Annotated in this window: 17 protein-coding genes and 1 other annotated feature; of the genes, 13 read left to right on the plus strand and 4 right to left on the minus strand. The window is 43.1% G+C overall.

The genetic code is table 11. From position 1 onward, the window contains the following. Positions 1-5: 5 nt before the first annotated feature. Together KNO70_RS10605 and KNO70_RS10610 are read left to right on the plus strand one after the other, a co-directional pair. On the plus strand, positions 6-770 hold the full coding sequence (locus KNO70_RS10605; RefSeq protein WP_214812509.1) for a DUF817 domain-containing protein: 765 nt from the start codon (positions 6-8) through the stop codon (positions 768-770). An 85-nt stretch (positions 771-855) separates the two neighbouring features. Next, positions 856-1,083, plus strand: coding sequence for a hypothetical protein (locus KNO70_RS10610; protein WP_214812511.1), 228 nt, complete (start codon positions 856-858; stop codon positions 1,081-1,083). A 502-nt stretch (positions 1,084-1,585) separates the two neighbouring features. On the opposite strand, the gene KNO70_RS10615 is transcribed toward KNO70_RS10610, so the two are convergent. Next, the gene (locus tag KNO70_RS10615; RefSeq protein ID WP_012726252.1) at positions 1,586-1,885 is read right to left on the minus strand and encodes a hypothetical protein; all 300 of its coding nucleotides are present in this window, start codon (positions 1,883-1,885) and stop codon (positions 1,586-1,588) included. A 210-nt stretch (positions 1,886-2,095) separates the two neighbouring features. Here KNO70_RS10615 and KNO70_RS10620 point away from each other — a divergent pair, with 210 nt between their 5' ends. From KNO70_RS10620 to KNO70_RS10640, 5 genes are all read left to right on the plus strand, one after another. Then, a complete protein-coding gene (locus KNO70_RS10620) occupies positions 2,096-2,956 on the plus strand; it encodes an ABC transporter permease subunit (protein ID WP_214812513.1) in 861 nt (286 codons plus the stop codon). After that, positions 2,956-3,999, plus strand: a complete 1,044-nt coding sequence (locus KNO70_RS10625; protein ID WP_214812515.1) for an ABC transporter permease — start codon at positions 2,956-2,958, stop codon at positions 3,997-3,999. The genes KNO70_RS10620 and KNO70_RS10625 overlap by 1 nt, the downstream gene beginning before the upstream one ends. A 99-nt stretch (positions 4,000-4,098) precedes the next feature. Next, entirely contained in the window at positions 4,099-5,016 is a 918-nt protein-coding gene (locus KNO70_RS10630) for an NAD(P)-dependent alcohol dehydrogenase (RefSeq protein ID WP_214812517.1), read from the plus strand. 122 nt (positions 5,017-5,138) lie between these two features. Next, positions 5,139-5,777, plus strand: coding sequence for a dehydroquinate synthase/iron-containing alcohol dehydrogenase family protein (locus KNO70_RS10635; RefSeq protein WP_214812519.1), 639 nt, complete (start codon positions 5,139-5,141; stop codon positions 5,775-5,777). A gap of 104 nt (positions 5,778-5,881) precedes the next feature. After that, a complete protein-coding gene (locus KNO70_RS10640) occupies positions 5,882-6,571 on the plus strand; it encodes a glyoxalase (protein ID WP_214812521.1) in 690 nt (229 codons plus the stop codon). Between the two features lie 21 nt (positions 6,572-6,592). Here KNO70_RS10640 and KNO70_RS10645 read toward each other — a convergent pair whose 3' ends face one another. After that, the gene (locus tag KNO70_RS10645; RefSeq protein WP_214812522.1) at positions 6,593-7,402 is read right to left on the minus strand and encodes a diguanylate cyclase domain-containing protein; all 810 of its coding nucleotides are present in this window, start codon (positions 7,400-7,402) and stop codon (positions 6,593-6,595) included. Between the two features lie 216 nt (positions 7,403-7,618). Between KNO70_RS10645 and KNO70_RS10650 the strand changes: the two genes are divergently transcribed. From KNO70_RS10650 to KNO70_RS10660, 3 genes are all read left to right on the plus strand, one after another. Continuing rightward, positions 7,619-7,903 carry a Rossmann-fold NAD(P)-binding domain-containing protein gene (locus KNO70_RS10650; RefSeq protein WP_214812531.1) on the plus strand — a complete coding sequence of 95 codons (285 nt, stop codon included), beginning with the start codon at positions 7,619-7,621 and terminating at the stop codon, positions 7,901-7,903. Beyond that, positions 7,888-8,163 (plus strand): Rossmann-fold NAD(P)-binding domain-containing protein, encoded by a 276-nt coding sequence (locus KNO70_RS10655; RefSeq protein WP_214812533.1) that lies wholly within the window; start codon positions 7,888-7,890, stop codon positions 8,161-8,163. The genes KNO70_RS10650 and KNO70_RS10655 overlap by 16 nt, the downstream gene beginning before the upstream one ends. Positions 8,164-8,274: 111 nt before the next feature. Beyond that, positions 8,275-9,009 (plus strand): MerR family transcriptional regulator, encoded by a 735-nt coding sequence (locus tag KNO70_RS10660; protein WP_214812535.1) that lies wholly within the window; start codon positions 8,275-8,277, stop codon positions 9,007-9,009. Between the two features lie 5 nt (positions 9,010-9,014). On the opposite strand, the gene KNO70_RS10665 is transcribed toward KNO70_RS10660, so the two are convergent. After that, positions 9,015-9,716, minus strand: coding sequence for a CPBP family intramembrane glutamic endopeptidase (locus tag KNO70_RS10665; RefSeq protein ID WP_214757035.1), 702 nt, complete (start codon positions 9,714-9,716; stop codon positions 9,015-9,017). Positions 9,717-9,807: 91 nt separating this feature from the next. On the opposite strand from KNO70_RS10665, the gene KNO70_RS10670 reads away from it, so the two are divergent. After that, complete coding sequence (locus KNO70_RS10670) at positions 9,808-10,194, plus strand: NUDIX hydrolase (RefSeq protein WP_214812537.1); 387 nt, start codon at positions 9,808-9,810, stop codon at positions 10,192-10,194. After that, positions 10,191-11,108 carry an alpha/beta fold hydrolase gene (locus tag KNO70_RS10675; RefSeq protein WP_214812539.1) on the plus strand — a complete coding sequence of 306 codons (918 nt, stop codon included), beginning with the start codon at positions 10,191-10,193 and terminating at the stop codon, positions 11,106-11,108. The genes KNO70_RS10670 and KNO70_RS10675 overlap by 4 nt, the downstream gene beginning before the upstream one ends. Before the next feature lies 1 nt (position 11,109). Here KNO70_RS10675 and KNO70_RS10680 read toward each other — a convergent pair whose 3' ends face one another. Beyond that, positions 11,110-12,333 (minus strand): MFS transporter, encoded by a 1,224-nt coding sequence (locus KNO70_RS10680; RefSeq protein WP_214812541.1) that lies wholly within the window; start codon positions 12,331-12,333, stop codon positions 11,110-11,112. Positions 12,334-12,400: 67 nt separating this feature from the next. Beyond that, positions 12,401-12,654: a binding site (T-box leader), on the minus strand. Positions 12,655-12,868: 214 nt separating this feature from the next. Between KNO70_RS10680 and KNO70_RS16325 the strand changes: the two genes are divergently transcribed. Continuing rightward, positions 12,869-13,279, plus strand: a complete 411-nt coding sequence (locus tag KNO70_RS16325) for an amidase domain-containing protein (RefSeq protein ID WP_354021359.1) — start codon at positions 12,869-12,871, stop codon at positions 13,277-13,279. Positions 13,280-13,395: the final 116 nt, after the last annotated feature.

Consider the following 13,395-nt stretch of genomic DNA (forward strand, 5'->3'; position numbering starts at 1 on the left):
AACGGATGGGACGTATACGTTATCTCTTTATCTTCGCTTACGAACAGGCACTTAGTTGTATCTTTCCGGTCGCCATCTTCGGAGCGCTTGCCGTCACAAAGTTTGTAGAGTTACCACTCCCACGATATGACGTTTTACTCATCTGGTGTTTGTTCGTTCAAGTCGTCCTTGTGAAGACGGGGCTCGAGACGATGGAAGAAGTGAAGGTCATCAGCTGGTTCCATGTCATCGGTCTTGGACTTGAATTATTCAAGGTGCAGATGGGGTCATGGAGTTATCCGGATGAGGCGTTCACAAAAGTGTGGGGCGTCCCGCTCTATGCCGGATTTATGTATGCGAGCGTTGGTAGTTACGTCGTCCAGGCATGGCGTCGTCTCGATTTACGATTTACGAAGATGTCGCACCCAATCATCGCCTTCGGACTTGGCATCGCCATTTACTTCAACTTTTTTTGGCACCATGTTTGGTTAGACCTACGGTGGCTGTTGATCGCATTCATCTTTTTGGCGTTCGGTCGCTCGGTTGTCTCGTATAAACTCGACGATCGACGATTTGAGATGCCGGTCGTCCTGTCATTCTTCTTGATTGCCTGCTTTATCTGGCTTGCTGAAAATATTGTCACGTTCTACAACGGCTGGGCGTATCCGGACCAATTGAACGGTTGGGCCATCGTTGATTTAGGAAAACTGTCGTCCTGGTTCCTACTCGTCATCATCAGTATCCTCCTTGTCGCTTGGCAAAAGCGAAAATTGGAGTATGAATTACCTTAAACTCGACATGTGTCGAGTTTTTTTGTGAGGGGACACGAATCCTTTTTTGAAGAAAGTCGTATTGTAAAACGAGGTGATTCGGTTGTTGGAAATTGTACTTACTTGGTTGATTGGATTATTGTGTCTAGGATCTCTTGTCATCTATTGGACGGATTGGCGGAAGACACGCAATCGTGTGAAATTAGGTCAAGCTGCTATCGCGATCTTTGCATCAGTGGTTGTACTTGGAATGGCAGGCATGGAAACGTACGACCGCATGACGACGAATCACATCGTCGAGACGGGAGAATGTTATGTCGTCGATGACCGATGATCGAAGGGTTCATCGAACGTGACGCTATGGTTCGGAGAGCGGTCATACGGCTTCAAGGAAATTCCGGACGTTGCATATGGTCCAGGATATGTGTTTACGTGTCGCGCAATAATGACAAAGCAGATGCAATCAGGAATCGATTATGAGTTGCGCTCACTTGACGGTGAGTTATTGTACTCAACTCATTCAGATGATTGATTGCGTGAAACTCAAAAACAAAACGTGTTCAAAGCTAAATGCATAGCTTCGAACACGTTTTTCTGTCCTTTTCTTATATGTACGCCATAAAAGTAACATCATGACGATAAATGCAAGTCCACCGACCAAATTGGTTCCGAAGAAAAGATACTGAGACGACAAATAACGGGATACTGTCTGCCATATAAAAGACAGTGAAATCAAGGCAAAAATGAATATACCAAAAGGGTTGGAGAGAATCGCAATAAGTTTATGATTCATTGTCATGCACCAAATGAGTGGAACTTGGCAAACGTACTATTTATCATTTCGATTCCTTCATCTTGTTTCGTTTTCTCTCTAAAAAGATCGGAAGGATATTCATAAAGATTGCCGCAATCGTCAAAAACCATAACGCACGAGACATACCGGGTACGACATCCATTATGGCAGCCCAGTCTTTTGCTTCGACCCACATGTTGAGCAAGCTATACTCGGCGCATAACGTGAGAGCAACTAATGATAGGGCAATCGCCATCGGCAGCTTATAGTCCTTCTCCATCATAAATACGGTCAAATTGATGAGCGTCGCCCCAATCGCCGCCAATCCAAAAATAATCCACATCCTATAACCCCCTAAATATTTCTATCTATACATTGTATCATACAAATTAACCCAGATAAATTTCAGAAAATTGTTTCTATTTGCATAATAAATATGCTAGAATCAGTGGAAAGTGTCTTTGGATATTATTCCCTTTAGAAAATGAACAATCAAACGAACATCCTTTCACACTTTTGATTGAGAGATTGGCATTCAAAAGGAGATCGAACTATGACGTATATTGCTCGAAAATCAGTTCATCTGATTGTCGCATTTTTCATCTTGATTGCAATCAGTGCGCTACCATCGCTCGTCGTTCAGACGGATTTTAGTCTGACGAATTATTGGAATGGGATTCAACAACAGATGGATCAATTACAGAAATTAGAGGACATTACATATTACAACATCACCGCGCAACGTTACTTGCCACTCTTGCCGGCACTTGGACCGCTCGTCAAAGAGTCGGTCATCATTTTTACCACGGCACTCGCGGTATCGACCTCGCTAGGATTAATGTATGCGTACCTCTACTATCGGAGCGGGAGACGCGTTCGTACCGTTTTACACCAAACGAGTCAGACGCTCGAGATGGTACCAGATTTGTTCTGGTTAATTTTTTCTCAATTTCTTGCGATTACAATCCATAAGTCGACAGGGTTCGATCGCATTGAAGTTGCCGGAGGATTCGCAGAATATATACGGTTTCTCCCAATCGTCACATTGACGCTGACGACATTATTCTTCTTTATCAAATGGTTGACGATTCATATTCATGAACAAGAAGCCATTCCGTATCTCGAACTCGCGCAAGCGAAAGGGATTCGACCGAGTGGACTGTTTTGGAAACACTTATTACCGAATATCATCTATCGGTTTTACCTCTTTTTCCGTTCGAACATCATTACCATCTTATCGACACTTTTGATTGTCGAATACTTATTTAACGTTCAAGGGTTATTTCGATTCGCCGTCTACAACCCGCAGATGGAGATATTACTGGTTATCTTATTCGTCATCTATATCCCGATTTTTCTGTTGGATTTACTGATTGAATGGATTATTCCGAATGCATGGAAAGGAGGGATTTGATGCGCCGAGTATTAATACGTGACCCGATTTTCATCTTCTGCTTTGTTATCGTAGCGGGGCTATTGTTGATGAGTTTTGGAAATACCGTGTTTCGTGATGGGAATGTTGATCAAACCCTCATGCTCTACTCTGATGAAGGGAGACTCATTGGAATACCACCATTAGAACCGTCAAAATATCAATGGCTCGGAACGGACAATGCTGGATATGATTTATTCCAAATGCTCGTGGAAGGATTTAAGTGGACCGTTGGCATCTGTGCGCTCGTCGCATTCGGACGGATGGTCATCGGTCTATTGATTGGCATCCCTCTTGCTTTCAGGGGAGCTCGCTTAAATCAATTCTTTAAAACGTTATTGGACGGCTTTTTGATTCTGCCGATTTCATTGATCGCATTGATGATGTTAGTAGGAACACTGACCTTTTTTGATTCGACACAAGTGCCTCCATTATTTGATCGAGTAAAGATTGAACTAATCGTCTTAGTCGTTCTCGGATTGCCTGCCGTCACGTTATACCTGATCACAGAGATTCGACAATTGCTTCAACAAGAGTTCATGATCGTGGCTCAGACGCTTGGTGGCAGTGTCTGGCACCGTGTGAGATTGCATCTATTTCCGCATCTCGTTCCAACCCTCGTGATCGTCTTCATGCAACAGTTTGTCCAAACGCTCATGTTACTTATTCATCTCTCGCTGTTTGGGATTTTCTTCGGAGGAACGGTTATGTTACATGAAGGGATCATACCGACCGTCTATGAATGGTCTTCGATGTTCGGGTATTATTTCAGACAGTTCACCGCAATGACGTGGATGACGAATCACTTGTTTCTCGTTCCGGCCATGTCACTTGCTGCGCTCATCTTTATCTTTAACTTGTTGACGAGCCGTCTCGAGCGAGCATTTAAGCTCAGACGTCAAGAACCGGTGGTGACCGAGGCAAGTCTAGCACAATCGGAAGCGGCAGCTGCTTCCCTTTCGAATCCGTTCACCCTTGTTGATTCGACTGTGTCATTAGGGAAGGAACCGGATGATATCGTATGATATGATCCGGTTTTTCTATGTCGAATGGACTGAACGGTCTTGTTTGAGGGAACGTGTATAACAGATTGAGGTGACAATTCATGAATGGAGTGAATCGATATGAAAGCTGCGATTTGTACCACGTATGGGCCACCGGAAGTACTCGTCATTCAAGAAGTGCATCAACCGAAGCCGAAAAGCAATGAGTTACTGATTCAAGTCCATGCATCGGCCGTCCACTCGGGAGACCGACGCCTCCGCGCACTAGACGTTCCAGCATTAGGAAAACTACCGATGCGATTAGTTGTTGGGTTTAAGGCGCCACGTCAACCGATTCTCGGTGTCGTGTTGGCAGGTACCGTCGTAGAAACAGGAAACAGTGTGAAAAACTTTCAGGTCGGAGACAACGTCTATGCCCTCACTGGGATGCGTTTTGGTGGTTATGCGGAGTTTGCATGTGTGAACGAATCGAAATGTGTGTTTCAGATGCCCGCGCATGCCAGCTTTATCGAGGCAGCGGCGCTACCATTTGGTGGGACGACTGCATTACATTTTTTACGGAAGGCACGTATCGAGCGAGCGACGAACGTTCTCATTTATGGTGGAGCGGGTGCTGTCGGTTCGACTGCCGTACAGATTGCGAAGCATTACGGCGTGCATGTCACAGCAGTTTGCCACGAGCGAAACGTTGAACTTGTGAAGCGACTTGGGGCTGATGTGGTCGTCGATTACACGAAAGAGGGGTACGATCTTGAATTAAATACGTATGATGTGGTCTTTGATGCCTCAGGGAAAATCGATAAACGATTAGCGAAAGCCCATGTGAGCGATAACGGGGCCTTCAGTTCTGTCGCGGGGCAAGGACCAGCCAGTGAACGTAAAGAGGATTTGATATTTTTGAACGAATTGTTTGAGTCAGGAGCATTGCAACCCGTCATTGATACGGTATATCCACTCGATAAGATTGTCGAAGCGCACCGATATGTGGACCAAGGGAAAAAGGTTGGAAATGTGATGGTGAGCATTAATGCAGAATAAATTAAATGATAGTATAAAGAGAAGTATCAAATTCTTGCTTTATCGTGGGGTTTGGTCGACAACCTCACTTACATATGAATGGATTCACCAACTAGACAAATCATGAGAGCGGGCGAATAGTCATGAATATATTGATTGGGCAACCGAAGATAGAGCGAAATCTCGAGCAACTGAAGGGAGAGATTGAATCAAACCATACGGTGGACTTGATTCTCTATCCAGAGGGGTATTGTACATATAGAGAATTGGATGAGCTGAGTGATTTAGCGATCCAATTCAACACAACGATTGTTTTAGGGTATCGAGATGACACGAATAAAGATCGGGTCCTCATCATAAACAAGCAAGGTGACACGTTGTTAACGCGACGGAAAACACCAGAGAATGAGCTCTTGTTCATGCCATCAAGTGCCACAGATGGAGCAGAAGAATACGGATATTTACTGTGCAGGGAGATTTTTATGGGGGTTGAAGGATTGAAGGGTCATGAGCATCTGACGATCATATTCAATCCAATCGGGGTCGGGATGTTTAGTGAGGAACAATTCACGGAGTGGACGGAAGAAGCGAGAAAAATTGCGATGGAACGAAAAGCGATGATTATCGGAACGAGTCACGCAGATGGATCGTATCGAAATTGTGGAATCTCGCTTCCGATCGCATACTGCTTTGATGAAAATGGGGAAGAAGTGTTTTTATCTAAAAATGATACGCGGACGCGAGTGTTAGAGACTGATTCAAGAGTTACTACATTCGTCTAATAAACGGTACCATCTCTAAAATAAAAATGAATTATCTATAGCGATACTTTTCTATTTCACATACTGTATTTTAAATTTTAATCAGAAGATATAAGGATGACATTATGAGAATCACAGAAGCCACGCTCTATACGAACCGGCTCGACGAAATGAAACGTTTTTATGTGGCGAAGCTTGGACTATCCGTCGGTGACGAAGATTCGACCCGATTTCAAATCGAATTAGGAGAAGATACCTTGATATTTCAAGAGGCTGTAACGGAGCAAGAGCGACAATACCATTTCGCGATCAATATTCAGGCTAACCGGTTCAAAGAAGCGAAGGAATGGATCATGTCACGTGTCCCGCTTTTGACCGAGGAAGGGGAGGATGAAATCTATTTCGAAGGGATCGATGCATCATCGCTTTATTTTTACGACGCGGACGAGAATGTCATCGAGTTGATTGCTCGACATTCGATTAATCCGGAAAGTAACATCGAATCTTTTTCGTCAAATGAGTTTCTTGGAATCGGCGAGATGAGTTTGACGGTAGAAGACCCGTCTCTCGTCGCACAGGAGCTTGAAACAATTGGAGTAAGACGGAGAGATGGAAACTCAATTGACCCTCGTCATTTGAACTTCATAGGTCCTCCAAATCACAATACTTACATTCTCCTCGTACCTCGAGGGCGTGTATGGCTCTTCTCACCAAAACTGTCGATTCCGAGCCCGATTCAGATGGTACTTGATCAACAATATATCGTCGAAATGGATGAGAAACACGAATTTCATATTCACTCCATCAAAAAATGAGTTCACGAATGAACTCATTTTTTAGTCTTTAGATTCTATATACCGATGAATTTCCTCTAATCGAATGGATGCGTTCTCTAAGTTCACTTCAAACGATTTGTCTGAGCATTCAACTGTGAGCGAATCTCCGCTCTGACGTGAATACTCTAGGAGTAGTGGTCTGATTCGTTCATGTACAATTTGTGCATTTTCGATTGACGTTTGAGGGAAAATCATAGCGAATGTGTCTTGCGCAACTCGATATTTCTTGTCTGTTCGTCGAGTCGCTTCGTGAAGTTCATCACTAAAGTAGTTCAAGAACCATTCATACTCGGATGAACCATACCGTTTTTCAAAATCATCAAGAATCGGTAATGTGATGAATGACACCACAAACGTTTCCCCGTGGCGAATCAACCGATTCCGTTCAGCCTCTATATCCATCAAAAACCGATCTCGGTTATCAAAACCAGTCTCTGGGTCGACCGCAATCAACTGACTGACTCTCGCTTCCGCAACCTTTAGTGCAAACTGGGCATGAAACAGCTTGACTTGGAGCCAGTAAGACAACCCCGTCAAAATCGCTAATAGTAATAAAATGTATAGTTGCGCAGTAGCGGCAGTCTTATACACAGGCATCGTGATTAAAAAGTAAGCAGCGAATCCTAACAGAATGAGTACACCAGACCCGCGATAAATGAGCAACGTTGAAAGATAAAGAATCGGAATACAGATCATCCACCAAACAGGTAGATGATTCATGATCAGCAGAGAGGAAAATAGAATACTACATGCCAACGATACAACGATGAGTGCGATTAGTTGTATGGACATTGTTGTCCAATGTCTCATAGATATCCTCCTCTTAAAAGAAATAAATTGCAATGATAACACTATTATCCATTTTCCGAAATAGTGATTGTTCAAACCGATTTGAACACTTGATTCATTATAAGTGATTCACTCGATTATGAAAGGTTTATTTTTGAAAAGACGTGAATGTTTGCGAACACTTCTTTAGAAAAAGAAGTACGAATGATTGGTATATAATGGAAAAGAGGTGGTAGCATGAATCGAAAACATATATTGCTCGTCGGAGGGACGGGGATGTTGGCAGGACTCGCATCTTATTTGGCAATCGAACATAATGTCACGGTCATTGGGCGAAATAAAGAAAAAATGGCGAGCGTCGTACAAAGAAATCCTGAAACGTGTCATCCGCTGATTGTTGATTATTGCGATGAGGAACTACTTTCAAACGCACTACAGCGAGCAGTGCAAAAAACGGTCCATTTGATCGAGTCATCGCGTGGGTGCACCGAGGCTCAGGGAAAGCGATGCAACTCATTTTGAATCATTCGGAAACTGCAGAGGTGATACATATTTTAGGTAGCCGGGCGAATCCGGAATATGAGAAGGCGTGTCTATGTCTCAATGAACAACAGCTGTATCGGCAAGTCCAATTAGGTGAAATGCATGAGTTGGCATCTGTCCGTTGGTTGACACACGACGAGATTGTGAAAGGTGTTCACGATGCCATTCAGAATCAAGACGACTATCGATTGATTGGGACACGAAAGGATGACGTAGATGTTCACTCGAGAAATGATTAGTGAATGGATGGGGATGTACCACGAATTTCATTTTCAGATTAGGATGAAGGGATTCATCAGTTCAAAAGATATTCATACATACACGTCATATGTAGTTAGGAGGGTCAAAAATTGACCAGACACTATTCAACGGGAGAGGTCGCGAGAAAACTGAACGTGTCTGTGCGTACGCTTCGATACTATGACCAAATCAATTTGGTCACCCCCTCGTATACGAACGATGTACAGAAACGATTTTATAGTGACGACGAAATGTTTCGCCTTCAAAAAATCATGCTTTTAAAATCGATGGCCGTGCCGCTTGATGAGATTCGGAGAATCTTAGATGAGCAATCACTTACAAGCATCTTGTCCGCACATCTGTCCTCGTTAGAAGGAAAGATAGAGGAATTGAAGCAGGCGCAGAACCATACGGTCACACTCCTTCAATCCATGAAGCTTGAAAATGAAAAAATCGATTGGACGAAACTACAAACTATTCAAGCTAAATCAAATGACCGGGGACAATGGACGGACTATTTTACGGAAGAAGAGTCTGATTCATTGAAAGCAAGTTTACCTAAATTAGAAGACGGTGAGCATGATACGAAAAAGTGGATCAACTTGATTCGGAGAATTGAAATTTTATTGGAACGTGGGGTCGCCCCTTCCTCAAAAGAAGCTCAAATTCTTAAAGAAGATTTGACATGGTTAACAGACGAGACATTTGGACAAGATCAACAATTGATTGAATCATTTTGGATGATTCGAAAATCAACTGATGCATCGAATGAATTAGGACTGTATCCAATCGATGCATCGATTCTTGCCTATATTGATTCACTATATCAAGAAATAGCAGACTGATTCCCTCATGCCAATGCAGTCAATAGAACGGCTAGCCCATTAAAGGTGCCATGGATGAGCATGCTGGAATAGATAGAGTTAGTCCGTTCATATACCCAAGCGAACACTAGTCCCGATACAAAATTGACGAGTAACGTGTTTGTCGTCGGTAAATGAGCGAGAGTGAATATTCCAGCACTTACGATCATCCCGATCCCAACCCCAAACCGTTCTTGAAAGAAGCGGTACAAGAACCCACGATAAAAGATTTCTTCATAGATCGGTGAAACGATAGCCGCCGATCCAAACGCAATCAGTATGGAGATAATCGACAAGTCACTTTGTAAACTCTCTGTTTTTGTATTCGACGTACCGATACCGAAATATGATTGGACTATGACGATGATAATACTGAGTACAATTAGCACAATTGTCCATAGAAAGATGATGCCCGAATCTTTCAATGGAAAACGGCGAAGTCCTAACGTTTCCAGCGATAGGGTTTGAGGACGTATTGCGACGAGATAGAGGACAGTCATAAATATTATGGCTAATAACAGGCCGATACTTGTTCCTGAATAGAGGGTGTTTCCCCATGACTGTTCTAGAAAGTTGTGTAATTGTCGCTCGATAAGTAGGGGCGTCACTCCGAATAGAAGAACCATCGTAATTGCGAACTGATTCCATGTCCAAATGGGAGTTGTTTTCTTTTGCATTTGATTCAACATCGTATTTCCTCCTTATGTAGTTGTAGACCCATCATATCGGGTGACGTAACGTCACCTGCAAGCAGAAAATTGAAAAAGGAGTAATAAGACTATGGAACAATGGATTGGATCAGCTGCTTTATGCATCAACGAAGAGCAGGAAGTCCTACTCGTAAAGAATCGTGACATACAACAATGGAGTTTGCCATCAGGTGGTCTAGAAGACGGAGAAACTCCGGAACAGTGTTGTCGGCGCGAAGTGTTAGAAGAGACGGGCTATCGCACTTCTGTTGATAAACGACTACATATCAAACGAGCCATCATATCAAACTTTCAGGTCGAGACACATTATTTCTTGGCAACGTGTAAGGAGCGGTTGGCGACCGCAACTATCGACTCGGACATCGATAAAGTCAATTGGTGGTCGATTCATGAATTGGAGCGATTGGAACTTGCATTTCAAGAGGATCTTGAGCTGATTAAACGGTGGAGTGTATGAATAGAGTGATTGAAGTCAATGGATATCACATGGAATATCGATTATTCGGTTCCGGGGAACGCCTCATCGTTGTGATGACAGGAATGGGAGGTTCATTCGAAGAGTGGGTTTCTCTTTCTGAACAATTAAGCGAGTCGTATCAAGTATTGCTTTATCATCGCTCAGGTTATGGTGAGAGCGAGATAAATATGCGCTCGAGTCGAACGTCATCTCATCTTCTTGAATGTACAGAATTGTTGGATGCCCTTCAGCTAAAACAACCAATCATATTAGTCGGTCATTCTTACGGAGGTCTGTGCGCGCAACACATGGCCAAACTTATTTTGGATAGAGTAGTAGGAGTCGTACTCGTTGATTCCACTTCCCATAACCTTTCAATATTAGATGAGTTAGAAACGCCTATAATGGATGGTCAGTATTCAGATGAAGATTGGCGGACGATGTGTCGTTCTTATTCAAATCTATCGAAAGAAGAATTAGAGCGACTCCATCAGCCAGAACTTTCACTCGAACAACAAGGCTTATCATCAGATGTACTCGCACGTCTCAAGCGTTTTTATCAATCTCCTCAGTTGTATAAAACGATGTTGGAAGAAGAATCGTTTTGGCATGACGATGCCTCAATCATCAAACAAATGGGTACCTTTTCATCAATCCCGTTAATTGTCATCGGTCGAGATTCTGAAGCGATGATTGAAGAAGGGATAAATGGAGGGTTACCTGAGGCTGAAATTCGCTTGCTAGAAGAGACGTGGCATGATCTGATCCATCAACAGTTGAGATTATCAAATCAATCGGAACTCATCATCGCAGAAAAGGCAGGACACCAAATTCATTTACAACGACCAGACACAATCATCGAAGCGATTCATCGAATCGAACAAGCCGGTCGCATAAAAACGACCGGCTCATGACTTAAGACACTTCTTCGATTTGATTGTGATTGAAATACTCCCGTTTCGAACGGTCGCGCATGACATGTATGGTGTAACAACCAACAAGAAAGAAGATAATCGAGAATGCGAGATAGACCGGGCGAATCCCAATCATTTCGGCAAGGAGTCCAATCCCAAACGTGAGTAGGATGACGAGTAGCGACTCTGCCACATTGATAGCGCCAGAGAACCTACCCATGATTTCGACCGGGACATGGTGTTGATAGAATGATAAGAATCCTGTATTTGCAAAGGCAAGCGCGAATGTCAGGACAAAAAATCCGATGGAAGCCATTGTGAACGAGGATGAACTTGCGAATAGGAGATAGCCGACTGGTGTCATGATCGCCCCGAATCCGATACAAAACGATAAGGACAAGCGGTGACTCCATCTTGAATTGATGAGTGATCCAAAGATGATCCCAATCCCAGCGATACTGACGAGAAACCCATATCGGCTCTCAGACAAGTGAAGAACTTGGGTCGCGAATGACGCCTCCAAGGAATCGAGCCCAGACATGAAGATGGTCATGACACAGAACAATCCATAGATGAGCGTCACGTATTTGGCATTTGATGCAAATCGTACGACCATTTTCCAATCCTCGATAATGAAACTTACAGAGAATGGTTCAATCGACGCTTCTGTTCGATGATGAGACGGAAGGCGCGACAACATACTGACCGAGACGATGAGTGCGAACGCATTCACGAAAATCGCAAATGTTGGGCTCCCGACTAGAAAGAGCAGTCCTGCAATCGTCGGACCTAGAATATACCCGGATGACTGTACAAAGTTCTTCATCGCATTGAACTTTTGTCGGTTCGAGGCAGGTACGAGTTGCGTCATGTAGACCAGACTCGATGATTCGAATAACGAGCTCATCACATTGAGAAGAAAGACGATCCCGTAGATGAGCCACAGTGAATCAATCCAGCCTAAGCTGAATACGAGGAACGCACGCAGACCATCCAGTAACATCATCAGTCGTCTCGTATCGACCCGGTCAATCAGGCTACCTGACCAAAGATTCGAGACGAGCGAGGCGAGCGGGACTAATACATAGAGAATCGAGACGGCGAAAGGGGATCTAGTCATCTCTAAGATAATCAAGTTGAGCGCAATGAAGTATATCCAGGCACCAAGGTTTGAGATTCCGACACTAACGAGCAGTAACGTAGAGGTTTTTCGAAACGAATTCAAGTCAATCACTCCTTCTATTTTTGATCACTTTCGGAACGCAAAAAAATCCCACCCCCAAGAACGAATTCTTGGGGACGAGATTCTCATCGTGGTGCCACCCCTGTTCGTCCGCACGTCACCGCACGAACCTTATTCGGTACTGCCGAATGAATCGGACTATACCTCAACTCTATAACGGGAGTTCCCGTCGCCACATCCCTCGGGGTGAGTTCCATAGCGCTGCTCAGAGGTTTGTTTCGATCAACGTTCTTTACTCCTTTTCACCAAACGGAGCTCTCTACGAAAGATTCATTGATGTACTGTTCTCTTCATCGCGTTTGTCAGATCATTTTTAAAAGGATAGCACATTATGAAAAAATTGGAAACAACAATTCATCGTATAAAAACAAAAGTTTTCCTGCATGAATGAAAAATCAAAGAGATTTAGGATAATGAAAATTTAAAGGAAGATATTAAGCTTCGTGATATTGCCAATGAAGAATTTGAACAAGAATTAGAAGAACAGGAAGCGCTAAAAATTCCTCAGTTCTCCATCATGGCTACATACAACAGAACTAAAGTGGCTGATTATGCAAGGCAATATGTAACCAAAACCAATCCCAACTATAAACGTTATAATTTAAACTGTACTAATTTTGTTTCACATGCGATTCACGCTGGTGGAAAAGCGGAAGTAAAACCATCGCCTGTAAAAAATGGTATGCTTGAAACGACCACGTATTGGTTTAATGACAACTACATGGATTGCACAGGGTCTAATAGTTGCTATGTGCGAGATAAGACATCTACCTCATGGGTAAGAGTGACGGATTTCTACTCGTATTGGACAAAGAAAGGCATGAGCGCCACAACTAGTACTAACAAAAACACCATCATTAGTAATGCAAACGTTGAGATGTCATTCAATTTAAAAGTAAAAATGGATGATTTCACTCGGTTGTCGTAAATAGAAAAGCTAATGGAACTGTATATATTTCTTCTAATACAGCCAATTATTATAACCAAGACTTCAAAAACCGAGGCAATGATTCCCTTAGTTTTAGAGTAATTAAAATTAAATAA

The organism is Exiguobacterium sp. s181 (assembly GCF_018617125.1).
Classification (GTDB): domain Bacteria; phylum Bacillota; class Bacilli; order Exiguobacteriales; family Exiguobacteriaceae; genus Exiguobacterium; species Exiguobacterium profundum.